We start from the raw sequence: 24,125 nt of genomic DNA on the forward strand, positions 1-24,125 counted from the left end.
CCACAAGGGGCGCTGACCATGTTGAGATTGTGGCCAGAGATCAAAATAACCATAAAAAACCCGAGGTACTCCCCGTGGCCGTTGATATCGAAGATAGCCGCTCCGCGCGCTTTGCCCTGCGCTGTTCCAGTTTTGCCGAACGCTGGTTTCCCGACTCCTGGGTATTCGCCGCGTTGGCCGTGATCATCGTTGCGCTGGCCACGTTGGCCATGGGCGCCAAACCCACCGCTGCAGCGATGGCCTTCGGCGACGGCTTCTGGAGCCTGATCCCGTTCACCATGCAGATGGCCTTCGTGGTGATCGGCGGCTACGTCGTCGCCAGCTCTCCGCCCGCAGTCAAACTGATCGACAAACTGGCACGCATCCCGAAGAACGGCCGCTCCGCCGTGGCCTGGGTGGCGTTGATCTCGATGGTCGCATCGCTGCTCAATTGGGGTCTGTCGCTGGTATTCGGCGGACTGCTGGTACGCGCCCTCGCCCGCCGCACCGACCTGAAAATGGATTATCGCGCCGCAGGCGCTGCGGCGTATCTGGGCCTCGGTGCGGTGTGGGCGCTGGGCTTGTCATCGTCGGCCGCCCAGTTGCAGGCCAACCCCGGCAGCCTGCCGCCGTCGATCCTGTCGATCACCGGCGTGATCCCGTTCACCGAAACCATTTTTCTCTGGCAGTCCGGGGTCATGCTGCTGGCACTGATCGTGATTTCGATCATCATCGCCTACGCCACCGCCCCGGGGCCGAACTCGGCACGCGACGCCAAGGCCTGTGGCATCGACCCGGCGTTCAATCTGCCACCGCTGCAACCGCGCACTCGCCCCGGCGAATGGCTGGAACACAGCCCGTTGCTGATCATCTTGCTGGTGCTGCTGGCGGTGGGATGGCTGTTTCACGAGTTCTCGACCAAACCGGCGATCACTGCGATTTCCGGCCTGAACACCTACAACTTCCTGTTCATCATGCTCGGCGCGCTGTTGCACTGGCGCCCGCGCAGCTTCCTCGATGCGGTGGCCCGTGCGGTGCCAACCACCACTGGCGTGTTGATCCAGTTTCCGCTGTACGGCTCGATCGCCGCGCTGATGACCACGGTCAAAGGCGCCGATGCGCAAACCCTCGCGCATCACATTTCGACTTTCTTCGTCAGCATCGCCTCCCACGACACCTATGCGCTGCTGATGGGCGTGTATTCGGCGATTCTCGGGTTCTTCATACCGTCCGGCGGCGGCAAGTGGATTATCGAAGCGCCCTACGTGATGCAAGTCGCCAATGACCTGCAATACCACCTCGGCTGGGCAGTGCAGATCTACAACGCCGCCGAAGCTCTGCCGAACCTGATCAACCCGTTCTATATGCTGCCGCTGCTGGGCGTGCTCGGGTTGAAGGCGCGGGACCTGATCGGTTTCTCGTTCGTGCAACTGCTGGTGCACACGCCGCTGGTGCTGCTGTTGTTGTGGGCGTTGGGGACGACATTGGCGTATACGCCGCCGGTGATGCCGTAGGTAGACTTTAATTCGCCTGTCTGCGGACAGGCGTATTCAACCTTGAGCGGTCGGAAGGGACTTCAACAGTGCAGGCAACGCAACCTGAACGGTTTCCCAGACAACGTCCAGATTGATATCGAAATAACCGTGAGCAATTCGATTACGCATCCCACGCATGCTGCGCCACGGCACCTGCGCGTTTTCAACAGTGAACTCAGGGTAACGATCCATGATCTTGGTCGCTGCCTCTCCAATGATGATCAGGCTCATGATCACCGCTTGTTGCGTTCTCTTATCTTCAGCGAATTCATCTTTGTTCAGGCCCTCGACGAAGATAAGCGCATCGCTCGCGGCCTGACGAATATGTTCAAGATAATCATCTCGCCGGTTCTCGTTCATACGGGTCGCGCCTGATCAAGCACCTGCTGACGAAATTTCACTGGCAGGTCGCCGGGGGTCAGCACCTCGACCGCAACACCCAACAGGTCTTCAAGCTCAACCTGAAGTCCGCCCAGATCAAAAAGCGTCGTGCCGGGCAGCGGGTCAACCAGCAGATCGAGATCGCTACCGTCCAGATCCGTCCCCAGCAATGCTGAACCAAATACACGCGGGTTGGCCACACGAAAGCGCCTGATGACTTCGCGGACGGCGGACCTTTGCATGTCGAGAGCAGTAGAAGGCTTCATGACTCACCCTTGGAAAATTCGATGTCGCTGCAGTCTAGCAGTGCGGACGCGCACCAGGCAGCGTGCTTGTTGGCACAGCCGTAACAATATATGCGCTGCTTGGGTAATACCGCATTCAGGCAAGAATCCACACTCAACCGCTTTTCTGTCAAACACCACTGATCCACTATGAAGCGCCCCCACATCGAGGGGAACCCACGCTGAAAAGGATCTGAGCATGTTCAAACTCGCAGGACTTACCCTCGCTGCACTGACGCTAAGCGCCGCCGCTCACGCCGATGTCGACGTGAAACTGGGCAGCACCGAGCGCGTCACCCGCCTCTTCGCCTACCCCAACAACTGCAGCGTGATCTGCTTCCGCAACTGGACGCTGGAGCAGACCGTCGCTCATTACCTGAGCCAGAGCGTGCAACGCGACGGTTATGCCAACGCCAAGGTGCTGGTGAAAACCGACAACGATCAGCTCTACGCCGAGATCAGCGGTGTCCCCGACGGCTACGACAAACCGTTGTCAGCGTTGCTCGACGCCGGCGACCTGGCTTATGCCGGCGCCAGCAAGCTCAATGCCGATGGCAAATGGGCCTATAGCTGGTATCTGTTCCTGCCGCTGGGCATGGCGCTGGAAAACCGCAAAACTGTCGAGCTACTGCACTTCCCGCCGGATTATTCGCTGACGCAGGCGCAGGACTATTTGCGCTCGAATACTACCGATCGCTGGGCAACCTTGCTGACCGATAACGGCATCCCCGCCGGGCAGACGCCGGCTTACCAGACCATCATCGACATCGCGCCGATCGCCGCACCATCCAATGCCGGCGGGAATCTGGAGGACGTCTACGACTACTTCAAGGATTACCAGACCACACTGGTCAAGCAGTTCAGCCAGACCGCCAGCGGCACGACGCTGCCGATGGTTGCGTTCGGGGCGCCAGTGCGCAACTGGATCAAGGAACAATATGGACCGACGGTTGGCGTTTTGGGGCTGGCCAGCATCAGTCCGAGCGAAGGGGTGAATGTGCCGGTGCTCGGCTCGAATCATCCGAGCTATATCTGGTACGCCGCCGATCCGAAGAGCTACACCGGCGACGATGCCCAGGCCAAGGCAGACGCGGCGGGCCTGAAAGTCATGGGCCAGGATTTGAGTGCTGCCTGCTGGCAGGCGGCGATGGGCAGCAAACCGGGCAGCGATGCCAAGACCACGCTGAACAGTTGCACGCAAACATGGCAGGTGACGCAAAAGGTCAAAACCTGCGAGTTGTTCTACACCTCGATCCGCGACCTCAGCGTCGAAGAAGCGGCTGCCAAGTGCGCCACGCGACCGGTCAAGACACAACTGCAGCAGCTGAAAGCGCCACTGCCTGCGGCCGCCGTGCCCGCACCCGCTCTGTAGTCGCTGCCGGAGCCCCCGTGTCAGCCAATGCTGACGCGGGATAACGGTGATCGCGCCTGTCAGGTTTGACAGTAGACCGGTAGCTTCAAATACGCGAGGCTTGGATCCAATCATGTCCCGCAGGCGAGGCATGGGCACAACCCGGAGGCAACACTTACCAACAAGGATCGTTATGAACAACCAAGCCATGGGCCGGCATCCGCCCCGCGACACCGAAGGCATCTATCCCTTCGCCGGACTTCCCGTGCGGCTGGGCTATCCATCCTGCGACGACTTCCAGATCATCCACAACGAACGAGGCGTTGCCACGGCAGTGGTCGCGCGTCGCGAATTTCTGCGCATCAGCCGAATGTGTCGGGTGTCAGGGCAATTGCTGCCCTATCGCTGTCGACAGACCCGTCAGTTGCAAACCGGCATCCATGTTTACGATCCGCGCTTTTGTGGAGTGCTGGAACACGCCTGCGACCCGAATGCCTTTCTCGACATGAGCGAACTGTGGCTGTGGGCCTTGAAGGATATCCATAGCGGCGAGCGCCTGAGCATCGATTACGCATCGACCGAAGACAAACTGCTGCACCAGTTCGCCTGCGATTGCGGCTCGCCGCGCTGCCGTGGCTGGATCACCGGTTACGATGAGCACCCCACGCCTGAAGGCCAGCACTTTTTACAGCGCTGGCGTCACGCGGGGCGTGGTTGAGAGCGACGGTTACGGCGCGCCGACCGGGCGCAGACGATATTGCGGCGGCAATTGCTCGAAACCACTGATGGTGGTGTTCAGACTTTTCCAGCGGCCATCCTTGATCCCGTAGATGCAGCCGTGGATCGACAGCGGCTGTCCGCGATGCCAGGCGTTCTGGATGATGCTGGTGTGCGCGACGTTGGCCACTTGCTGGATCACGTTGAGTTCGCACATGCGGTCGACCTGCTCTTCTTCGGTCGCCAGCTTGGCCAGCTCTTCGCGTTTCTCGTAGTACAGATCGCGGATCGACCGCAGCCAGCCGTCGATCAAGCCGAACTGACGATCCTGCATCGAAGCACGCACGCCGCCGCAGCCGTAGTGGCCGGTGACGAGGATGTGTTTGACCTTGAGCACATCAACCGCGTACTGGATCACCGACAGGCAATTGAGGTCTGTGTGCAGCACGACATTGGCGACATTGCGGTGTACGAACAGATCGCCCGGCAGCATGCCGACGATTTCGTTGGCCGGTACGCGTGCGTCGGAGCAGCCGATCCAGAGATATTCCGGGGTCTGCTGGCGCGCCAGTTTGGCGAAGAAGTCCGGGTCTTCCTTGGTGATCGCGTCAGCCCAACGCTCGTTGTTATCAATCAGGTCTTGTAGATCGTGCATGGATAAGGCCTCAAGAAAGATGCGCAGGTTTGATAGACGACCACCCGTCGAAGTCACGCCACCAGCGCAAAGTGTTTCCGTTGGAATTCTCGCGCGCCCGGTGAGTCCACTCAGTAAGGCCCACACTATGAGGAATTGCCATGACTGATTCACGACGCCCTTATGATGCGGTGCAACCGGAACCCATCGATGATAACGAAGACCGCATGGGCTCGGTGCACGAGCTGGATTTTGACGACGAAGAACCCAGTGCGAAAATCGGTGATGAGCTGCCCGAGCGCGAACGCGACCAGTTGATGCCGGCTGAGCGGGTGCGTGAGGCGGGTATGACCGGGGCTTCGGTGGATGATCATCAGCCGACCGACGATGACCTGAGCCCGGAAACGTTGATTCGCGAGGACGGCGCGCGCGATGCCGATGAACTCGGCGAGGGCAATCCGGCGGATTGGGATTTGAGCGAGGTCGGTGAAAACGACATCGGCGGCGGTGACGGGCTGGATGAAGCGGAACTGGCGGATCTGGATCCGCTGGATGGCAAGCGGAGATAAAAGGCGCCTGATCTGACGCGTTCGCGAGCAGGCTCGCTCCCACAGGGTTCAGGGATGGTTACAAAATCCAATGTGGGAGCGAGCCTGCTCGCGAAGCTTTCAAGGTCGATCAGTCAACCAGGGTACAGGCCATCACCACCGCATCCTCACGCCCACCCACCGCCGGATAATAATCGCGACGCCGGCCGATCTCGTTGAAGCCATACCGCTCATACAACCTGAACGCAGCCGTGTTGCTGTCGCGCACTTCGAGAAAGCATTCCCGAGCCTCGGCCGCATACGCCCGCGACATCAAATGCTCAAGCAACGTCAAGCCCAACCCACGCCCCTGGTTTTCCGGTTTGACGGTGATATTGAGCAGGTGCGCCTCATCAAGAATGATCTGCACCACACCGTGGCCCACCTGCTGCTGCCCTTCGAACATCAGCCAGATCTGGTATTTGCCCAGGCCATCGAGAAAGATGCCCCGGGTCCACGGATGGCTGTACGCGGCGTATTCGATCTTCAACACAGCGTCCAGGTCCGCCTCGGTCATCGGGCGAAAGGTTACAGCCTCACTCATCGGATTGTTTCCAGCGCGCCATCAGCCGACGCATGGCTTGCCACACAGCGGCCTTGCGCTGTGGCTCTTCCATTAACAGTTCCAGACCGGGAATCGCCCAGGCCAGGCCCAGACCTTCGATCTGCAATTCACTATTGAACGCTTCGGCGTCCGCTTCCCCGGCAAATTTCACCGCCGGCAGGCCGATCAGCCACAGACAGGCGCAGGGCGCCGCTTCCATCTGCACCGAGAGAAAACCCTGCACGAAGTCGCGCGCCGCTTCCGGGCCTTGATCCAGCGTGCCGCGATTGAGCCACGGCCAGCGCACCGGTTCGCCGACGATTTGCGGCGCATCCGGCAGACCAGCGGCGCGCAGCATGTCCTTGAGCAGCAGGTAGGCCGGATCGCGACTTTGAAACGCTTCGCCTGTGGGTAACTCGACCAGCAGCAGGCAGCGCCCGGCGCGCAGCAGTTGCAGGGCGAAACGCGGCGGCGGCACTGGCGCAGGCTTGACCACCACCGGCGTCTCGTCGATTTCTTCCACCGGTTTGGCGCCGTTGCGGGTGCTGGCCAGCGACGGGCGCGGCACTTCGACTTTCGGCCGTTCGGCCTGACGCACGGCAGGCTGCGCCGGTGCTTCGGCCTGGGGCGCCGGAGCGACCGGCAACTCAAGCTCAGGCTCGGGCATCTCCAGCAGCTCGGGCCGCGACGGTGCGGCGAAAGGCAGTTCGGTGCGCGGCAGCCAGTTGACCACCTGCATGGCGTTCAAATAGGCGCGGCGGCGGGACTCGATAAGCAAAGGTCGGCCACTTGTGGATAACGGAAAGTGCGCTGATTCTACCGCCCTTCGCACAAGATCGCTTGCTGTTGATCGATACCCCGCGCTGCGCTGCGCCGCTGCCCTTTGGGCAAAGAATGCGACAGCCCGTCCCGAGAGTGAATCGCCACGCCTGTGATGCAGTACAATCGCCGCTTTTAACCGCCAACCAGCCGGCCATTCCGATGATCGAACCCAAGCGCGTCTTGCGCGCCCTCGCTGAACACTGGGCACTTCTGGAGCCACTGTGCGAGCACTTCGACCAAGGCACCCTGAGCCTCAACGAACTGCGCACGCAACTGGCCGCCCAACAACTCGACAGCACGCCGCAGGACATCACCAGCCTGCTCGACGTGTGGATTCGCCTCGATATTCTGGTTCCGGTGGCGAAAAGCCCGAACCGCTTCGAGCTCAACGCGCAGATCCACGACTTCCTCGCGTACCTGCGCCGCGAACACCGCCTCGGTCTGTGCCTGGAAATCGAAGCCTACCTGCGTCACCTCGAGCGTCTGGCCGGTTACATCCAGGACGCCTTCGACGTTCGCGACGGCAACGATCTGGCGCGCCAGCTGCGCTTGCTCGACATGCGCGTGCGCGACGTACTGAAGAAACTCGACAACGATGAACAGGCCTTGGTGGCAGTCGCCGAACGGGCGAAGACCAGCGACCGGCAGATTCCATTGCGTCAGCGTTATGCCGAAGTACTGGCGACGTGGGACGAATACGTCGAGCCGATGATCGATCTGGTCAACGCCGACGGCGCCTTCGAACAAGGCGTGCGCAAGGTCGAAACCGTGCTGCTGAAGATGCTCAGCGAACAGCAGCGCCTCGGCCATCTGGTCGATGACGACATGCTCCTGCGCACCCACGCGCGCATTCTCGAAATGCAGACCAGCGCGCAGTTGACTCTGCGTCATGCCCGCGAACTGTTGCTGCCGTTGCGTGAAGAAGCGCGTCGGCACAACGCCGTGACCCGTGGCGCCGCACTGGCACTGGCGGCAATTCGCCGCAAAGGCATCGACGCCGTGCCGCAAGCCGCAATGCCGCTGTTCACCCGCCCACAGAGCACTTTCCTGGGCAGCGCCAGTCAGGTCGAAGCCTACGTCTACGCGCTGGCGCGTTTCGAGCCGAAACCGGCGCGCTTTCCCAAGGCGCACAAAACCCAGAAGGCTGGCGACGCTCCACGGGCACCGCGCACCGTGCGCGAGATGGTCGATCGTTGCGAAGAATCGCTGCCGATGCCGGATCTGATGACCTGGCTGCTGGAGCAGGAACCGGACGGCGCCACCGACGAATTGCTTTATTGGTTCTCGCGCCTGTCGCGGGAAAAACGCTTCAAGCGCGAGCGTCTGGAACGTCGCGAATACCACACTCACGAGCACCAGGTCAGCCTGCGCTCCTTCGCCCTGCTCTCGGCCAGCGACAATGCCGCCGAGGATTCTGCGAGCATCCCAAATGCATCTTGATCTTTCCGAACTGTCGCAACTGGCGCCGATCTTCCGCGAGTTGTTCAAGGGTTACCACGTCAGCCGTCGTGATCCCGAGCTGTACGCGCAATTGTCGAATTTCCAGGACCAGTACCGCACGCTGTTCAAGGCGCTGGGCTTTGAACTGGTCTGCGACACCCGTGGTTTCTACTACTTCGTGCCGGACATGGCCGCCGCAGCGGTGAACAAGACCGCCCAGCGACTGGCGCTATTCACCTTCATCCTCGTCGAGCACCTGGCCGATCAGGGCCGCGACCCGATTGCCGTGCTCGACGGCGGCAGCCTTGGCCGCGAAGAGTTGCCGTCGCTGCTGGACAAGTACCGCGATCTGTTCATTCAGGCCGAAGTGCAGACCGTCGAAGAACTCGAAGAAAAAATCATGCGCCGCATGACTCAGCTCGGTTTTGCCGGCGAAGAAAACGGTGTCTACCGCTTCCTGCCGCCAATGCACCGTTTCCTCGACGTGTGCCTGTCGGTACAGCAGGACCGCGACCTGGCGGCCAGCGTGCACAGCGTTCTGCCGCTGCCGGCGCCGGTGCTGATCGACGAAGAAGCCGAAGCGAAATTCCTCGAAACCGACGATCCGCTCGATCTTTCCGAATTTGAAGAAGAAAGCGAAGAAGACGCACTGGCCCGCGCCATTGCCGAAGAACAGGAGTCCGATGCATGAGCCAGGAACGCTACGGCATCCGCCGCTTTGCCCTTTTGAACACCGCCGGTTACAGCCTCGGCCTGTTCCCGCTGGAGGAACCGCTGTCGGTCTATGGCGCGAACAACCTCGGTAAGTCGGCGTCGATCAACGCCTTGCAGTTCCCGATTCTGGCGCGCATGTCCGACATGAGTTTCGGCAAGTACAGCCTCGAACAATCGCGGCGCTTCTACTTCGCCTCCGATACCAGTTACATCCTCGTCGAAGTCAACCTGCCCCACGGCCCGCACGTGATCGGCGTGGTCGGTCGCGGCCCGGGGGGCGGTTTCGGGCACCAGTTCTTCGCCTACGCCGGCAAGCTCGATCTGGCCCACTACCAGAAAAACGACACCTGCCTGCGCCAGAAAGAACTGTTCAGCAATCTCGAAAAAGAAGGCCTGAAGGCTTACGAGCTCAAGCCGGACGAACTGCGCCGCTTGCTGGTTGGCGGCCATACGTCGATCCCGCTCGACCTGACGCTGATCCCGCTGCGCTCCACCAGCGAGCAGAGCCTGAAGACCTTCCGCGCGCTGTTCATCAACCTGCTGCACATGCGCGAAATCACCGCGGCCAAGCTCAAGCAGCTGTTCCTCGATGCCTTCGAGCACAGCCTGCGTTCGGGCAGCGTCGATTACATCGCTGCGTGCGAAGAAGCCTTCCGCGACGTGCGGCGCATGGAGCAGGACTACAACTCGCTGGTCGCCGCCGGCCCATTGGTTGAAGCGCTGGCCAACGGCGTGAAACAGCGCGACGTGCTGCGCGGCAAACTGCATCGCCTGTCGCCGCTGCTCGACTCCTTGCTCGGCACCTGGTCGGACTACGCCACGGCGCGCAAGGAAGAGCTGACCATCCAGGCCGAGCACTACCGTCGCGAGCAGGACGATCTGCAAAACGATCAGCGCGGCGGCACTCAGGAATTGATGCGTCTGGAGCGGGAAATTTCCGGCATTCAGCGCTGGCTCGGTGAGCTGTCGGTATTGAAGAACCGCTTCGCCCTGGTCGATGACGTCAAAGTGCTCGAGCAACAATTGCTCGCCGCCAAGGACGCTCACGACGAACTGGCCGGTGCCTTGGCGCAGTCGCGTCAGTTCAGCGCCGAAGATCTGGAAGAGCGTCTGCGCGATCTGGAAAAACGCCTGAAGTCGGTGAAGCAGCAACTCGATCACGCTGATAACAACAGCTACGCCCGCCTGCGCGAAGAGTTCTCGCAACAGGACGTCGAACGCCTGATGCGTCTGTTCAATAGCGCGCTGTTCAGCCTGCCGCTGGGCGAGCACGGCATCACCCTCGACGAGAACGGCGAGTGGGTCAAATCGGTCGAGCTGATTCTTGATGGCTTCAAGGGCGAGCGCTTCGAAGTGCCGGGCCTGTCGATCGACATCTCGCACATCGAGCCACCGGCCCTGCAGGCGCTGGCCGACCGCGCCGCGCTGCGCGATCAGAAAGAGCGTCTGGAAAAAGAACTCAAGCAACTGAAAACCCAACAAGCCGTGGCCGCCGACCGCGCCGCGAGCAAGACCCAGACCGAAGCGCTGTACCAGCAGGTGCTGGACGCACAGAAGGCGCTGGAAGATTTCCGTCGCACCCAGACGCTGAGCGCCGAAGAAGGCGACAAGCTCGAGCAACTGGCGCAGATGGAAGCCGCGCAGGACGAACTCAAGCGCTCCAGCGATGCGTTCACCGAGCGCGTCCAGCAACTGTCGGCCAAGCTGCAACTGGTCGGTCGGCAGATTGCCGACATGGAAGCCAAGCAACGCACCCTCGACGATGCCTTGCGTCGTCGTCAGTTGCTGCCGGCGGATCTGCCGTTCGGTACGCCGTTCATGGATCCGGTCGACGATTCGATGGACAACCTGCTGCCGCTGCTCAACGACTATCAGGACAGCTGGCAGGGTCTGCTGCGTGCCGATGGCCAGATCGAGGCACTGTACGCGCAGGTGCGTCTCAAAGGCGTGGCCAAGTTCGACAGCGAAGACGACATGGAGCGGCGTCTGTCGCTGCTGATCAACGCTTACGCGCACCGCACCGATGAGGCCCTGACCCTCGGCAAGGCGCGGCGCGCGGCGGTCACCGACATCGCCCGCACCCTGCGTAACATTCGCAGCGACTACGACAGCCTCGAGCATCAACTGGCGCTGTTCAACCGCGAGATCAACAAGCGTCAGGTTTCCAACCTGCAGAGCTTCCGCATCGTCCTCGCGCCGAACAAGGAAGCGCTCAAGCACATCGACCAGATCATCCACAGCGCCGGGCAGTATGAGGAAGGCGAAACCCTGTCGGTGTTTGACCTCAGCCAGAGCGCCGAGCAGGACAACAAGAACGAAGAGGCCAAGGAATATCTGGCACGGCTGGTGGCGGCCAACCACAACCAGCTCGGTCTCAAGGACTTGTTCGAACTCGCCTTCGAGATCACCAAGGTCAACGGCCAACCGGTCATCCACACCGACATCGACGGCGCGGCGTCCAACGGTACGACCATGACCATCAAGGCGCTGACCAACATGTACTTGTTGCTGCATTTGATGGATCGCGATCTGGCCGGTCGCGTGCGTCTACCGTACTACCTCGACGAGGCGGCGGATATCGACGAGAAGAACCAGGCGGCGCTGCTTGAAACCAGTCTGCAACTGGGCTTCGTGCCGATTCTGGCGAGCGTGAAGCCGCAGGTCTGCGCCAGTGTCGCGATCGACCTGGAAGGCGGCAGCGGCCCGGCCGGGATCTACATCGATGAGGCGGACTGGAAGTACATCCGCCGCCACGATGTGGTCAAGGCCACGCTGAATGTGCAGGCGGATGAGCCGGAGCTGGATGCGGTTTGATCGGCTTTAGCTGAAGGCAAAAAAAGGGCCGCGATCTGATGGGATCGCGGCCCTTTTTTATCGCCTGGGATTTGGGTTGAATCAGAGGGCCTCTTCGCGAGCAAGCTCGCTCCCACATAGAAACGCATACAAAATGTGGGAGCGAGCTTGCTCGCGAAGGCGTCTTGATAGACGCCCCATAAACTTCAGGTTACTTACCGAGCTGAATCTTCGGCGCCCAGGTCAGCCATTCATCCTCGAATTTGTCGAACAACGGGAACGTCTGCTCGGCCCGCGCCGGGTTGCCCATGCGTTCACCGTCCGGGGTGGCGAAGGCAATACCACCTTGAATCAGCGTCTCCAGCGACTCGGTTCGCACCGTCACGCCTTTAAATAAACCGTAATCGAAGCCCACACCGCTGGTGTTCCAGAAGCGGCTGCCGCTGCGCACCAATGGCGCATACTTCGGCTCGATCAGGATGTGCACCAATACACGGTCAGCGGTCTGGCCCAACTCATAACCGGTCACCTTGCCGACGGTGATTTCACGATAGGTGACTGGTACGCCGGGCTTCAGCGAACCACGACGTGCAGCGCTCAACACCAGACTCAAACCGGCTTCCTGTTTGGTGACTTCCGGCGCCTCGGCCAAAGCAACGAAGTTTTTTTGCGGCCCGAGATTTTTCGCCGCTGGCTGGACTTCGATGTATTTGCCGGTGACCAGCGTTTCCAGATTCTGCGTCTTGATCAGACCCAGTTCCGGCTTGACCACCCAGAACTGACTGCCGACCCGCGCAATTTTCTCCGGCACTTCGGTGATGCGTGCGGTGAGGATCACCGACTGCATGTCGTCGGTGAGATCCACGCTCTCGATCTTGCCAACATCCAGCCCCTTGAAACGCACCGGAGTGCCGCTGCTCAAACCGTCAGCGCGATCGACTTTAATGGTCACTACCGCACCTTTCTTGTTCGCCTCGTCATGATCGGCGAACAGACGGAAGCGCGGGATGCGTTTCTTCAACGGCGCATTGGCTTGCGGTGTTTCGAATGCAATACCGCCGGCCATCAGGGTTTGCAGGGATTCACTCTTCACCTGAATGCCGCCGGTCAAGCCACCGGTGAGAGTAATGCCGCTGACGTTCCAGAAGCGCGTCGAGGCGTTGACCAGGTTTTCGTATTCCTTCTCGATGTGCACGCCGATGACCAGTTGCTTCTTGGTTCGGGAGAACTGGTAGCTCTGCACCGAACCGACCTTGACCTGCTTGTACAGAATCGGGCTGCCGACATCGATCGAGCCGAGCGAATCGGTGAACAGCACCAGATGCAGGCCCGGCGATCGCAGGTCCAGCGGCGGAGCTTTTGGTCGTGCTTCGAATTCCCGCTTTGGCGCGGCGCCTTTGTCACCCGGACGCACGGCGATGTAGTTACCTTTTACCAGCGCTTCCAGGCCGGTAATACCGGCAAGGGAAATCGACGGTTTGACCACCCAGAACTGCGTGCCCTCCACCAGATAGTCTTCGGCCAACGGATCAAGGGTCAGCTCGGCGGTGGCGCTGTTCAGGTCAGGATCGACCTTCAACGCTTTCAGGTTGCCGACCTGAATACCTTTGTACATCACCGGCGTGCGACCCGCCTGCAGACCTTCGAAATCGCTGAGCTTGACCTTCACGCGAATCCCGGCAGCGGCAGCGTCAAAGTCTTCATAGAGACGGAACGGGAGGCTCGGATCGGTTGCCGGACTGTCCTTGCGATTCTCCGGCGTCGCGAACGCGATACCACCGGCGACGATGCTGGCCAGGGATTCGCTGCGCACTTTCACGCCGGACAGGTTGGCGTCGATGCTGATGCCGCTGGCGTTCCAGAAACGCGTGTGCTTGCGCACCAGTTTGGCGTAGGTCGGCTCGATGAAAACTTTCAGCTCAACAGTGCTCTGATCCTCGGAAAGCACATAGCTTTTGACCTGGCCAACTTTGATCTGCTTGTAGAACACCGGGCTGCCACGATTCAGAGAACCGAGGCGATCGGCCTTGATGGTCAGGTGCAGACCGGGCTTGGCGTCGGACAGCGGCGGCTCTTCGGCCAATGCCTTGAATTTGCGCACCGGCTCGCCTTCACCGGGACTGATGGCAACGTAGTTACCCGAGACCAATGTCTCCAGACCGGTGATACCGGCCAGGGTCACGCTCGGCTTGACCAGCCAGAACCGTGTGCTGGTCTTCAGGTACTGCTCGACGTCCTTGTTCATTTCGATGGTGGCGATCACGCCTTTGGAGTTGCCTTCATCGTCGAGCTTGAGCGTTTTGACCTTGCCGACCGGCATGCCTTTGTAGACCACTTCAGTCTTGTTGGCCTGGATGCCTTCGCCGCTTTCGAAGCGCACCTGAATCTCTATACCGGTCTCGGAATAAGCACGCCAGCCGAGCCAGCCGCCGATGATCAGCGCGATCAGAGGCAGCACCCAAATGGCCGACCAGTTCGAAGCGGGTCGGGTTTTCGCTACAGGCAAATCAGTCATGGTCGTCGTCCGACTCCGTGTTATCCCAAATCAGTCGGGGATCGAAAGTAACTGCCGCGAGCATCGTCAGAATCACCACAGAGGCGAAGGCGACGGCGCCCAGGTTGGCTTCGACACTGGCTATCCGGCCGAAGTTGACGACCGCCACGAGAATGGCGATCACAAAAATATCGAGCATCGACCAACGGCCAATGAACTCGATGAAACGGTACATCCAGATACGCTGGCGGGCCGATAATGGTTGCCGACGCTGCACAGAAAACAGCAACAGCGCGATGCCGACCAGTTTGAAGGTCGGCACCAGAATACTGGCGATGAACACCACGGCCGCGATCGGAATCATGCCGTGCTGCACCAGTTGAATAACCCCGGACATGATGGTGCTCGGATCACCCTGACCCAGAGAGCTGACCGTCATGATCGGCAAGACATTCGCCGGAATGTAGATAATTGCTGCCGTGATCAACAGCGCCCAGGTACGGGTCAGGCTGTTCGGGCGGCGAGCGTGAACCTGCGCGCCACAACGGGTGCAGTTCTGCTCGTCGACGTCAGCTTCCTGCTTGTTCAGCTCGTGACATTCGGTGCAGACCAGAATGCCCGCATCAATCGCCCGCATGGGCATCCTCTCCTGATAATGCCTGCCAGATCTGATGCGGTGACATCACCACCTCCAGCCAGACTTGTACCAACAACAAGCCAATGAAACATGCCAGCCCGAGGCCGACGGTGATGGCTGCCATGTCCGCAAGCTTCACGATCGCGACGAGGACGCCCATGAGGTAGACCTCGAGCATGCCCCAGTCTCTGAGGTGGTGGTAAATACGATAGAGCAGCAAACCGTAGCTTCGGCCGACTTCGAAACGAATCGTCAGTAACACAAACAGCTGGCACAACAACTTGAGTAACGGTATGGCCATGCTGCAAAGGAAGACGACAATCGACACTCCTTGCATGTCGGTGTTAAACAGGCCGACCACGCCACTCCAGACCGTATCCTGCGACGATTGCCCGAGGATATTGAGTTGCATGATGGGTAAAAAGTTTGCCGGTACGTAAAGTAATAACGCCGCGATCACCAGGGCGAGGCTGCGCTGCACCACGTTATGGCGGTGGGCGTATAACTCATAACCACAACGCGGGCAGAGCGCTTTCTCACCATGGGCAAGTGTCGGCTTGCGCATCAGCAGGTCGCACTCGTGGCAGGCTATCAAGTCTTCCAGCGGTAAATCTGACAGCCCGGGGGCGTCAACCGATTCTGACATACAGGCTCTGGCTCCGATAAAGATGGGGCTATTCTAGTGTTCTGATTCGAAAATAACTGTGCAATTTTGTTCGCCGTAACGCTGAAAACTTTCTCGCAGGCAAAACAAAACCCCAACTGCTTTCGCAATTGGGGTTTCGGAATTTAATCTTGACGATGACCTACTCTCACATGGGGAAACCCCACACTACCATCGGCGATGCATCGTTTCACTGCTGAGTTCGGGATGGGATCAGGTGGTTCCAACGCTCTATGGTCGTCAAGAAATTCGGGTACTGACTCGTGACCAGATGGCCTCGCTTCAGCAAATTGGGTATGTGACATCTGGTGTTTGTGCGTTTCGAACTTTCGGTTCGTTTCGTCTTCACACACCGCAATCTGGCGCCTTCTCAGGTCAGCAAATTGCTTGGGTGTTATATGGTCAAGCCTCACGGGCAATTAGTATTGGTTAGCTCAACGCCTCACAGCGCTTACACACCCAACCTATCAACGTCGTAGTCTTCGACGGCCCTTCAGGGAACTCAAGGTTCCAGTGAGATCTCATCTTGAGGCAAGTTTCCCGCTTAGATGCTTTCAGCGGTTATCTTTCCCGAACATAGCTACCCGGCAATGCCACTGGCGTGACAACCGGAACACCAGAGGTTCGTCCACTCCGGTCCTCTCGTACTAGGAGCAGCCCCTCTCAAATCTCAAACGTCCACGGCAGATAGGGACCGAACTGTCTCACGACGTTCTAAACCCAGCTCGCGTACCACTTTAAATGGCGAACAGCCATACCCTTGGGACCGGCTTCAGCCCCAGGATGTGATGAGCCGACATCGAGGTGCCAAACACCGCCGTCGATATGAACTCTTGGGCGGTATCAGCCTGTTATCCCCGGAGTACCTTTTATCCGTTGAGCGATGGCCCTTCCATACAGAACCACCGGATCACTAAGACCTACTTTCGTACCTGCTCGACGTGTCTGTCTCGCAGTCAAGCGCGCTTTTGCCTTTATACTCTACGACCGATTTCCGACCGGTCTGAGCGCACCTTCGTACTCCTCCGTTACTCTTTAGGAGGAGACCGCCCCAGTCAAACTACCCACCATACACTGTCCTCGATCCGGATAACGGACCTGAGTTAGAACCTCAAAGTTGCCAGGGTGGTATTTCAAGGATGGCTCCACGCGAACTGGCGTCCACGCTTCAAAGCCTCCCACCTATCCTACACAAGCAAATTCAAAGTCCAGTGCAAAGCTATAGTAAAGGTTCACGGGGTCTTTCCGTCTAGCCGCGGATACACTGCATCTTCACAGCGATTTCAATTTCACTGAGTCTCGGGTGGAGACAGCGCCGCCATCGTTACGCCATTCGTGCAGGTCGGAACTTACCCGACAAGGAATTTCGCTACCTTAGGACCGTTATAGTTACGGCCGCCGTTTACCGGGGCTTCGATCAAGAGCTTCGCGTTAGCTAACCCCATCAATTAACCTTCCGGCACCGGGCAGGCGTCACACCCTATACGTCCACTTTCGTGTTTGCAGAGTGCTGTGTTTTTAATAAACAGTCGCAGCGGCCTGGTATCTTCGACCGGCATGAGCTTACGGAGCAAGTCCTTCACCCTCACCGGCGCACCTTCTCCCGAAGTTACGGTGCCATTTTGCCTAGTTCCTTCACCCGAGTTCTCTCAAGCGCCTTGGTATTCTCTACCCAACCACCTGTGTCGGTTTGGGGTACGGTTCCTGGTTACCTGAAGCTTAGAAGCTTTTCTTGGAAGCATGGCATCAACCACTTCGTCACCCAAAGGGTAACTCGTCATCAGCTCTCGGCCTTGAGATCCCGGATTTACCTAAGATCTCAGCCTACCACCTTAAACTTGGACAACCAACGCCAAGCTGGCCTAGCCTTCTCCGTCCCTCCATCGCAATAACCAGAAGTACAGGAATATTAACCTGTTTTCCATCGACTACGCTTTTCAGCCTCGCCTTAGGGACCGACTAACCCTGCGTCGATTAACGTTGCGCAGGAAACCTTGGTCTTTCGGCGTGGGTGTTTTTCACACCCATTGTCGTTACTCATGTCAGCATTCGCACTTCTGATACCTCCAGCAAGCTTCTCAACTCACCTTCACAGGCTTACAGAACGCTCCTCTACCGCATCATCCGAAGATGATACCCGTAGCTTCGGTGTATGGTTTGAGCCCCGTTACATCTTCCGCGCAGGCCGACTCGACTAGTGAGCTATTACGCTTTCTTTAAAGGGTGGCTGCTTCTAAGCCAACCTCCTAGCTGTCTAAGCCTTCCCACATCGTTTCCCACTTAACCATAACTTTGGGACCTTAGCTGACGGTCTGGGTTGTTTCCCTTTTCACGACGGACGTTAGCACCCGCCGTGTGTCTCCCATGCTCGGCACTTGTAGGTATTCGGAGTTTGCATCGGTTTGGTAAGTCGGGATGACCCCCTAGCCGAAACAGTGCTCTACCCCCTACAGTGATACATGAGGCGCTACCTAAATAGCTTTCGAGGAGAACCAGCTATCTCCGAGCTTGATTAGCCTTTCACTCCGATCCACAGGTCATCCGCTAACTTTTCAACGGTAGTCGGTTCGGTCCTCCAGTCAGTGTTACCTAACCTTCAACCTGCCCATGGATAGATCGCCCGGTTTCGGGTCTATTCCCAGCGACTAGACGCCCTATTAAGACTCGCTTTCGCTACGCCTCCCCTATTCGGTTAAGCTCGCCACTGAAAATAAGTCGCTGACCCATTATACAAAAGGTACGCAGTCACAGAACAAAGTCTGCTCCCACTGCTTGTACGCATACGGTTTCAGGATCTATTTCACTCCCCTCTCCGGGGTTCTTTTCGCCTTTCCCTCACGGTACTAGTTCACTATCGGTCAGTCAGTAGTATTTAGCCTTGGAGGATGGTCCCCCCATATTCAGACAAAGTTTCTCGTGCTCCGTCCTACTCGATTTCATGACTAAGAGATTTTCGCGTACAGGGCTATCACCCACTATGGCCGCACTTTCCAGAGCGTTCCGCTAATCTCAAAGCCACTTAAGGGCTAGTCCCCGTTCGCTCGCCACTACTAAGGGAATCTCGGTTGATTTCTTTTCCTCAGGGTACTTAGATGTTTCAGTTCCCCTGGTTCGCCTCTTGCACCTATGTATTCAGTACAAGATAACCATCTTATGATGGCTGGGTTCCCCCATTCAGACATCTCCGGATCAAAGTCTGTTTGCCGACTCCCCGAAGCTTTTCGCAGGCTACCACGTCTTTCATCGCCTCTGACTGCCAAGGCATCCACCGTATGCGCTTCTTCACTTGACCATATAACCCCAAGCAATCTGGTTATACTGTGAAGACGACATTCGCCGAAAATTCGAATTTCTCAACTAAGAGAACTCACAAATTTTACCTTAGCCTGATCCGTTACCAGTGAAAGTAACGTTCAGTCTATCTTTCTATCACATACCCAAATTTTTAAAGAACGATCTAGTCAAAGACTAGAAATCAACATTCATCACCGAACCGGTGGAATGCTCATTTCTAAGCTTTCAAACTTCAGAAGCAGTAGTGGTGGAGCCAAGCGGGATCGAACCGCTGACCTCCTGCGTGCAAGGCAGGCGCTCTCCCAGCTGAGCTATGGCCCCGTATTTCTACAGGCGTTTCCCACACAAAATTGGTGGGTCTGGGCAGATTCGAACTGCCGACCTCACCCTTATCAGGGGTGCGCTCTAACCAACTGAGCTACAGACCCAATTTCGGGCTGCTTCTATCGTCTTCTTCAATGAATCAAGCAATTCGTGTGGGAGCTCATGCAGCAGCTGATGTCGTCGATTAAGGAGGTGATCCAGCCGCAGGTTCCCCTACGGCTACCTTGTTACGACTTCACCCCAGTCATGAATCACACCGTGGTAACCGTCCTCCCGAAGGTTAGACTAGCTACTTCTGGTGCAACCCACTCCCATGGTGTGACGGGCGGTGTGTACAAGGCCCGGGAACGTATTCACCGCGACATTCTGATTCGCGATTACTAGCGATTCCGACTTCACGCAGTCGAGTTGCAGACTGCGATCCGGACTACGATCGGTTTTATGGGATTAGCTCCACCTCGCGGCTTGGCAACCCTTTGTACCGACCATTGTAGCACGTGTGTAGCCCAGGCCGTAAGGGCCATGATGACTTGACGTCATCCCCACCTTCCTCCGGTTTGTCACCGGCAGTCTCCTTAGAGTGCCCACCATTACGTGCTGGTAACTAAGGACAAGGGTTGCGCTCGTTACGGGACTTAACCCAACATCTCACGACACGAGCTGACGACAGCCATGCAGCACCTGTCTCAATGTTCCCGAAGGCACCAATCCATCTCTGGAAAGTTCATTGGATGTCAAGGCCTGGTAAGGTTCTTCGCGTTGCTTCGAATTAAACCACATGCTCCACCGCTTGTGCGGGCCCCCGTCAATTCATTTGAGTTTTAACCTTGCGGCCGTACTCCCCAGGCGGTCAACTTAATGCGTTAGCTGCGCCACTAAGAGCTCAAGGCTCCCAACGGCTAGTTGACATCGTTTACGGCGTGGACTACCAGGGTATCTAATCCTGTTTGCTCCCCACGCTTTCGCACCTCAGTGTCAGTATCAGTCCAGGTGGTCGCCTTCGCCACTGGTGTTCCTTCCTATATCTACGCATTTCACCGCTACACAGGAAATTCCACCACCCTCTACCATACTCTAGCTTGCCAGTTTTGGATGCAGTTCCCAGGTTGAGCCCGGGGATTTCACATCCAACTTAACAAACCACCTACGCGCGCTTTACGCCCAGTAATTCCGATTAACGCTTGCACCCTCTGTATTACCGCGGCTGCTGGCACAGAGTTAGCCGGTGCTTATTCTGTCGGTAACGTCAAAATTGCAGAGTATTAATCTACAACCCTTCCTCCCAACTTAAAGTGCTTTACAATCCGAAGACCTTCTTCACACACGCGGCATGGCTGGATCAGGCTTTCGCCCATTGTCCAATATTCCCCACTGCTGCCTCCCGTAGGAGTCTGGACCGTGTCTCAGTTCCAGTGTGACTGATCATCCTCTCAGACCAGTTACGGATCGTCGCCTTGGTGAGCCATTACCTCACCAACTAGCTAATCCGACCTAGGCTCATCTGATAGCGCAAGGCCCGAAGGTCCCCTGCTTTCTCCCGTAGGACGTATGCGGTATTAGCGTTCCTTTCGAAACGTTGTCCCCCACTACCAGGCAGATTCCTAGGCATTACTCACCCGTCCGCCGCTGAATCCAGGAGCAAGCTCCTTTCATCCGCTCGACTTGCATGTGTTAGGCCTGCCGCCAGCGTTCAATCTGAGCCATGATCAAACTCTTCAGTTCAAACATCTTTGGGTTTTTAAGAAACCCTAAACTTGGCTCAGCAATCGTTGGTTACATCTTTGATTTCTCGCGGAGTAACTTGTGATGCTGATAATCTTGTTGACTATCAGCCTGACTGCACAAGCACCCACACGAATTGCTTGATTCAGTTGTTAAAGAGCGGTTGGTTAAGATCTTTCGTCTCAACCGAGGCGCGCATTCTACAGCAGCCTCATTTGCTGTCAAGTGATTATTTTCAGAAGTTTTCGAAGAATTCCTCAACAACTTCAACCACTTGCGCTTCCGATCTCTCGTTAGCGGGAGGCGAATTCTACAGCGTTAATCGCTGCTGTCAACACCTCTTTTTCTCCGCTTTCGACCGAGAAGATCGAGCCGTTAAAGGAGCTACACATCACTGCTCTTTCAACTCCCTCCAGGCTTCGATGATCTGAAGCAAGCCGCTGTCGAAAACTGCGCAACTCTTTGAATCTCAAGGAGTTTTCTGTTTCGACTGCGCCGGAAGTGGGGCGAATTATAGACCTCTGGAATCTGCCGTCAACCGTTAATTTCGCTTTTCTTGCAGATTCTGCTTTTTACCCAGTAACCGCGGGATTCGCCTCGTCACTGGCGGCAGACGAAGCAGCAAAAGCACAGCGCCTATAAAGGCATAAATCGTCCACTCTTCCAAATCAGCCCGCACGATCCACAGCATATGCAGCAGACCCAGTCCGAGAATCACGTAAACCAGACGATGCAGCTTCTTCCAGCGAACACCCAAACGACGCTGACTGTAACGATTGGACGTCATCGCCAATATCAGCAAGCCGAGAAAGCCCAGCGCACCGACAATGATGTAGGGCCGCTTACGCAGCTCCACGCCCAGCTGAGACCAGTCGAATCCGAGGATAAATGCCATGTAGCTGAACAGATGCAGCGTCACATAGGCAAAACACCAAAGCCCCAACTGCCGACGGACCGCAATCCACCCGGCCCAGCCGCTCAGCTTTTGCAGCGGCGTCATGCTCAGCGTGATCAACAGCAACACCAGCGTCCCCAGCCCGAGACGATCAACCAATACCTTGCCCGGATCAGGCCCAAGCAAATCAGCGAACGCCTGATAGAACCACAGCAATGGCCAGATCGCTGCCGCAATGAACACGCCCACTCGCCAGAACGGATAGCGCATCAGTAGTTCTTCCGCAGATCGAGCCCTGCATATAAAGAAGCGACTTCATCCGAGTAGCCGTTGAACATCTGCGTATCGCGCACATTCGGCTTGAACAGACTGTTCGGCAGACGTCGCTCGCGCGCCTGCGTCCAGCGCGGGTGATCAACCGTCGGGTTCACATTCGCGTAGAAGCCATACTCATCGGCAGCAATGCTTTGCCAGGTGGTCTTCGGCTGCTCGCTCACCAGACTGATGCGCACAATGGATTTCACGCTTTTGAAGCCGTACTTCCACGGCACCACCAGACGCAAAGGCGCGCCGTTCTGGTTCGGCAGTTCGCGGCCGTACATGCCCACCGCCAGGATCGCCAAGGGATTCATCGCCTCATCGAGACGCAGGCCTTCGACATACGGCCAGTCGATCAAGGCAAAACCGGAACGCTGGCCGGGCATGCTCTTGGGATCCTGCAGGGTTTCGAAGCGGATGTACTTGGCTTTGGAGGTCGGCTCGACCTGTTTGAGCAAGGCCGAGATCGGGAAACCGACCCAGGGAATGACCATCGACCACGCCTCGACGCAGCGCAGACGATAGATACGTTCCTCCAGTTGATACGGCTTCATGAAGTCCTCCAGTGCATAACGCCCCGGTTTACCCACCTCCCCGTCTATCACTACGCTCCAGGGTTCGGTTTTGAGGTCGCCAGCATTCGAAGCCGGATCGCCCTTACCGGTACCGAACTCATAAAAGTTGTTGTAGTGCGTGGCGTCTTTATAAGGCGTGATCGCCTCGTCCTTGACGTTGACCGCCCCCCATTGAGTAGAAGGGAGCTTTTCGGCAAACCAGGCCGGCGCCTTGCCGGATTCGACATCAGAGTAGCGCGGGGCATCGGCGGCACTGGCCCAGCGTGGCAAGCTGCTCATGGCAATACCGGCAGCGGTGGCACCGAGCAATTGGCGGCGGGAGAGATAAATGGCTTCAGGCGTGACATCCGACTCATGGCAGTCGGATGCTTTGGGGATCTTGATCAACATGACAACTCCGCAGCTTTGGAGGACAGGTGCACCCATAGACTGCGGAGTATGCGCGAAATTACATCACTCGGCGTTTTTGTGACGACGAAGACGCAACAGATATTGCACCGGACCGGACGCCGCATAGGCGAGAAACACCAGCAGCAGAATGCGCGGCGGATCACTGAACACGACAGCGAATACCAACACCACCGCGAGGATCGCCACGAACGGCACGCGCCCTTTGAGATCCAGCTCCTTGAAGCTGTTGTACTTGATGTTGCTGACCATCAGCATGCCAGCCGCCGCCACCATCAAGGCCACCAGGAAGGACATCTTCGAACCCTGAATGCCGTAATCGCTGAACGCCCAGACAATACCGGCCACCACACCTGCCGCCGCCGGGCTGGCCAGACCAATGAAATAGCGTTTGTCCGCCGTGCCGACCTGGGTGTTGAAGCGCGCCAGACGCAACGCCGCACCTGCGACATAAATGAAGGCGACCATCCAGCCGACCTTGCCCATATCGCCCAGCGCCCAGCCGAAGGCCAGCAATGCCGGCGCGACGCCGAAGGCGACCATGTCCGACAGCGAGTCGTACTCGGCGCCGAAGGCACTTTGCGTATTGGTCATGCGCGCCACGCGGCCATCGAGGCCGTCGAGGACCATCGCGACGAAAATCGCGATCGCAGCGAACGCGAAATACTTGCTCGCATTAACCGAGTCGCCGGCGCTCAAGGCGGCCTGCGCGCTCATCGAGTTGATGATGGAATAGAAGCCTGCGAACAGGTTGGCAGTGGTGAACAGGTTCGGCAGCAGATAGATACCACGATGCCGGACTTTACGACCTTCAGCGTCGTGCCCTTCTTCGATGTGCTCATCGATGGGCAGCAGGCTTTCGGCGTCGGAAGCCTTGTTCGGCTCTTCGGGACGTTCGCTCATGGACATTACCTTGCAACGGTTTGGAAAAAATTCGACAGAGGCTTGAGGACGACAGTTCGGCCACAAACGATGCAGCTTTATACCAGAAGCACCGGCCCAAACGAAAAAAC

Annotated in this window: 18 protein-coding genes, 2 tRNA genes and 3 rRNA genes; 7 read left to right on the plus strand and 16 right to left on the minus strand. The window is 57.8% G+C overall.

What is annotated here, in order from left to right:
• Positions 1-74: 74 nt before the first annotated feature.
• Entirely contained in the window at positions 75-1,493 is a 1,419-nt protein-coding gene (locus ACZ0AZ_RS04325) for a short-chain fatty acid transporter (protein WP_463538758.1), read from the plus strand.
• 36 nt (positions 1,494-1,529) lie between these two features.
• On the opposite strand, the gene ACZ0AZ_RS04330 is transcribed toward ACZ0AZ_RS04325, so the two are convergent.
• Entirely contained in the window at positions 1,530-1,874 is a 345-nt protein-coding gene (locus tag ACZ0AZ_RS04330; protein WP_129997694.1) for a HepT-like ribonuclease domain-containing protein, read from the minus strand.
• Positions 1,871-2,161, minus strand: a complete 291-nt coding sequence (locus ACZ0AZ_RS04335) for a nucleotidyltransferase family protein (RefSeq protein WP_076564119.1) — start codon at positions 2,159-2,161, stop codon at positions 1,871-1,873. The genes ACZ0AZ_RS04330 and ACZ0AZ_RS04335 overlap by 4 nt, the downstream gene beginning before the upstream one ends.
• 217 nt (positions 2,162-2,378) lie before the next feature.
• On the opposite strand from ACZ0AZ_RS04335, the gene ACZ0AZ_RS04340 reads away from it, so the two are divergent.
• Entirely contained in the window at positions 2,379-3,551 is a 1,173-nt protein-coding gene (locus tag ACZ0AZ_RS04340; protein WP_463538759.1) for a hypothetical protein, read from the plus strand.
• Between the two features lie 172 nt (positions 3,552-3,723).
• Complete coding sequence (locus ACZ0AZ_RS04345; RefSeq protein WP_039761246.1) at positions 3,724-4,248, plus strand: SET domain-containing protein; 525 nt, start codon at positions 3,724-3,726, stop codon at positions 4,246-4,248.
• A gap of 9 nt (positions 4,249-4,257) precedes the next feature.
• Here the strand turns inward: ACZ0AZ_RS04345 and can are convergent, their stop codons facing one another.
• Complete coding sequence (gene can / locus ACZ0AZ_RS04350) at positions 4,258-4,902, minus strand: carbonate dehydratase (protein WP_039761245.1); 645 nt, start codon at positions 4,900-4,902, stop codon at positions 4,258-4,260.
• 140 nt (positions 4,903-5,042) lie between these two features.
• Between can and ACZ0AZ_RS04355 the strand changes: the two genes are divergently transcribed.
• A complete protein-coding gene (locus tag ACZ0AZ_RS04355; RefSeq protein ID WP_129997696.1) occupies positions 5,043-5,450 on the plus strand; it encodes a serine kinase/phosphatase in 408 nt (135 codons plus the stop codon).
• A 109-nt stretch (positions 5,451-5,559) separates the two neighbouring features.
• Here the strand turns inward: ACZ0AZ_RS04355 and rimI are convergent, their stop codons facing one another.
• Together rimI and ACZ0AZ_RS04365 are read right to left on the minus strand one after the other, a co-directional pair.
• Positions 5,560-6,012 carry a ribosomal protein S18-alanine N-acetyltransferase gene (gene rimI, locus ACZ0AZ_RS04360; RefSeq protein WP_076564123.1) on the minus strand — a complete coding sequence of 151 codons (453 nt, stop codon included), beginning with the start codon at positions 6,010-6,012 and terminating at the stop codon, positions 5,560-5,562.
• A complete protein-coding gene (locus ACZ0AZ_RS04365) occupies positions 6,005-6,751 on the minus strand; it encodes an energy transducer TonB (RefSeq protein ID WP_129997713.1) in 747 nt (248 codons plus the stop codon). The genes rimI and ACZ0AZ_RS04365 overlap by 8 nt, the downstream gene beginning before the upstream one ends.
• A 242-nt stretch (positions 6,752-6,993) precedes the next feature.
• On the opposite strand from ACZ0AZ_RS04365, the gene mksB reads away from it, so the two are divergent.
• The 3 genes from mksB to mksF are packed head-to-tail and all read left to right on the plus strand — an operon-like array spanning position 6,994 to position 11,802.
• On the plus strand, positions 6,994-8,274 hold the full coding sequence (mksB, locus tag ACZ0AZ_RS04370) for an Mks condensin complex protein MksB (RefSeq protein ID WP_165368380.1): 1,281 nt from the start codon (positions 6,994-6,996) through the stop codon (positions 8,272-8,274).
• Positions 8,264-8,965 (plus strand): Mks condensin complex protein MksE, encoded by a 702-nt coding sequence (mksE, locus tag ACZ0AZ_RS04375; RefSeq protein WP_016773189.1) that lies wholly within the window; start codon positions 8,264-8,266, stop codon positions 8,963-8,965. The genes mksB and mksE overlap by 11 nt, the downstream gene beginning before the upstream one ends.
• Positions 8,962-11,802, plus strand: a complete 2,841-nt coding sequence (mksF, locus tag ACZ0AZ_RS04380) for an Mks condensin complex protein MksF (RefSeq protein WP_039761238.1) — start codon at positions 8,962-8,964, stop codon at positions 11,800-11,802. The genes mksE and mksF overlap by 4 nt, the downstream gene beginning before the upstream one ends.
• 190 nt (positions 11,803-11,992) lie before the next feature.
• On the opposite strand, the gene ACZ0AZ_RS04385 is transcribed toward mksF, so the two are convergent.
• The 11 genes from ACZ0AZ_RS04385 to pssA form a co-directional block, all read right to left on the minus strand.
• Positions 11,993-14,296: a PqiB family protein gene (locus tag ACZ0AZ_RS04385; protein WP_016773187.1), complete on the minus strand. Its 2,304-nt coding sequence runs from the start codon at positions 14,294-14,296 to the stop codon at positions 11,993-11,995.
• Positions 14,289-14,912: a paraquat-inducible protein A gene (locus tag ACZ0AZ_RS04390; protein WP_039761236.1), complete on the minus strand. Its 624-nt coding sequence runs from the start codon at positions 14,910-14,912 to the stop codon at positions 14,289-14,291. Before ACZ0AZ_RS04390 ends, ACZ0AZ_RS04385 begins: the two co-directional genes overlap by 8 nt.
• Entirely contained in the window at positions 14,899-15,558 is a 660-nt protein-coding gene (locus ACZ0AZ_RS04395) for a paraquat-inducible protein A (RefSeq protein WP_039761234.1), read from the minus strand. Before ACZ0AZ_RS04395 ends, ACZ0AZ_RS04390 begins: the two co-directional genes overlap by 14 nt.
• 147 nt (positions 15,559-15,705) lie before the next feature.
• A 5S ribosomal RNA gene (rrf, locus tag ACZ0AZ_RS04400) occupies positions 15,706-15,821 on the minus strand.
• Between the two features lie 153 nt (positions 15,822-15,974).
• A 23S ribosomal RNA gene (locus ACZ0AZ_RS04405) occupies positions 15,975-18,868 on the minus strand.
• A 247-nt stretch (positions 18,869-19,115) separates the two neighbouring features.
• Positions 19,116-19,191 (minus strand) — tRNA-Ala (locus ACZ0AZ_RS04410).
• A gap of 30 nt (positions 19,192-19,221) precedes the next feature.
• Positions 19,222-19,298: transfer RNA gene (locus tag ACZ0AZ_RS04415), tRNA-Ile, on the minus strand.
• Positions 19,299-19,379: 81 nt separating this feature from the next.
• Positions 19,380-20,916 (minus strand): 16S ribosomal RNA (locus ACZ0AZ_RS04420).
• Together the 16S, 23S and 5S rRNA genes with 2 tRNA genes alongside form the textbook arrangement of a ribosomal RNA operon.
• A gap of 541 nt (positions 20,917-21,457) precedes the next feature.
• Entirely contained in the window at positions 21,458-22,081 is a 624-nt protein-coding gene (gene msrQ / locus ACZ0AZ_RS04425) for a protein-methionine-sulfoxide reductase heme-binding subunit MsrQ (RefSeq protein WP_039761591.1), read from the minus strand.
• The gene (gene msrP / locus ACZ0AZ_RS04430; protein WP_463570952.1) at positions 22,081-23,094 is read right to left on the minus strand and encodes a protein-methionine-sulfoxide reductase catalytic subunit MsrP; all 1,014 of its coding nucleotides are present in this window, start codon (positions 23,092-23,094) and stop codon (positions 22,081-22,083) included. The genes msrQ and msrP overlap by 1 nt, the downstream gene beginning before the upstream one ends.
• Positions 23,095-23,157: 63 nt before the next feature.
• Positions 23,158-24,015 (minus strand): CDP-diacylglycerol--serine O-phosphatidyltransferase, encoded by an 858-nt coding sequence (gene pssA / locus ACZ0AZ_RS04435; protein WP_016773182.1) that lies wholly within the window; start codon positions 24,013-24,015, stop codon positions 23,158-23,160.
• Positions 24,016-24,125 lie beyond the last annotated feature (110 nt).

Source organism: Pseudomonas sp. AC239 (assembly GCF_979258545.1).

Bases quoted from the DNA above. Each gene is read 5' to 3' on its own strand.
- mksF (WP_039761238.1), top strand. From the start codon at position 8,962: ATGAGCCAGGAACGCTACGGCATCCGCCGCTTTGCCCTTTTGAACACC.
- mksE (WP_016773189.1), top strand. From the start codon at position 8,264: ATGCATCTTGATCTTTCCGAACTGTCGCAACTGGCGCCGATCTTCCGC.
- ACZ0AZ_RS04385 (WP_016773187.1), bottom strand. From the start codon at position 14,296: ATGACTGATTTGCCTGTAGCGAAAACCCGACCCGCTTCGAACTGGTCG.
- ACZ0AZ_RS04345 (WP_039761246.1), top strand. From the start codon at position 3,724: ATGAACAACCAAGCCATGGGCCGGCATCCGCCCCGCGACACCGAAGGC.
- ACZ0AZ_RS04395 (WP_039761234.1), bottom strand. From the start codon at position 15,558: ATGTCAGAATCGGTTGACGCCCCCGGGCTGTCAGATTTACCGCTGGAA.
- ACZ0AZ_RS04335 (WP_076564119.1), bottom strand. From the start codon at position 2,161: ATGAAGCCTTCTACTGCTCTCGACATGCAAAGGTCCGCCGTCCGCGAA.
- rimI (WP_076564123.1), bottom strand. From the start codon at position 6,012: ATGAGTGAGGCTGTAACCTTTCGCCCGATGACCGAGGCGGACCTGGAC.
- msrQ (WP_039761591.1), bottom strand. From the start codon at position 22,081: ATGCGCTATCCGTTCTGGCGAGTGGGCGTGTTCATTGCGGCAGCGATC.
- msrP (WP_463570952.1), bottom strand. From the start codon at position 23,094: ATGTTGATCAAGATCCCCAAAGCATCCGACTGCCATGAGTCGGATGTC.
- ACZ0AZ_RS04330 (WP_129997694.1), bottom strand. From the start codon at position 1,874: ATGAACGAGAACCGGCGAGATGATTATCTTGAACATATTCGTCAGGCC.
- ACZ0AZ_RS04355 (WP_129997696.1), top strand. From the start codon at position 5,043: ATGACTGATTCACGACGCCCTTATGATGCGGTGCAACCGGAACCCATC.
- pssA (WP_016773182.1), bottom strand. From the start codon at position 24,015: ATGAGCGAACGTCCCGAAGAGCCGAACAAGGCTTCCGACGCCGAAAGC.
- ACZ0AZ_RS04340 (WP_463538759.1), top strand. From the start codon at position 2,379: ATGTTCAAACTCGCAGGACTTACCCTCGCTGCACTGACGCTAAGCGCC.
- ACZ0AZ_RS04390 (WP_039761236.1), bottom strand. From the start codon at position 14,912: ATGCGGGCGATTGATGCGGGCATTCTGGTCTGCACCGAATGTCACGAG.
- can (WP_039761245.1), bottom strand. From the start codon at position 4,902: ATGCACGATCTACAAGACCTGATTGATAACAACGAGCGTTGGGCTGAC.
- mksB (WP_165368380.1), top strand. From the start codon at position 6,994: ATGATCGAACCCAAGCGCGTCTTGCGCGCCCTCGCTGAACACTGGGCA.
- ACZ0AZ_RS04365 (WP_129997713.1), bottom strand. From the start codon at position 6,751: ATGCAGGTGGTCAACTGGCTGCCGCGCACCGAACTGCCTTTCGCCGCA.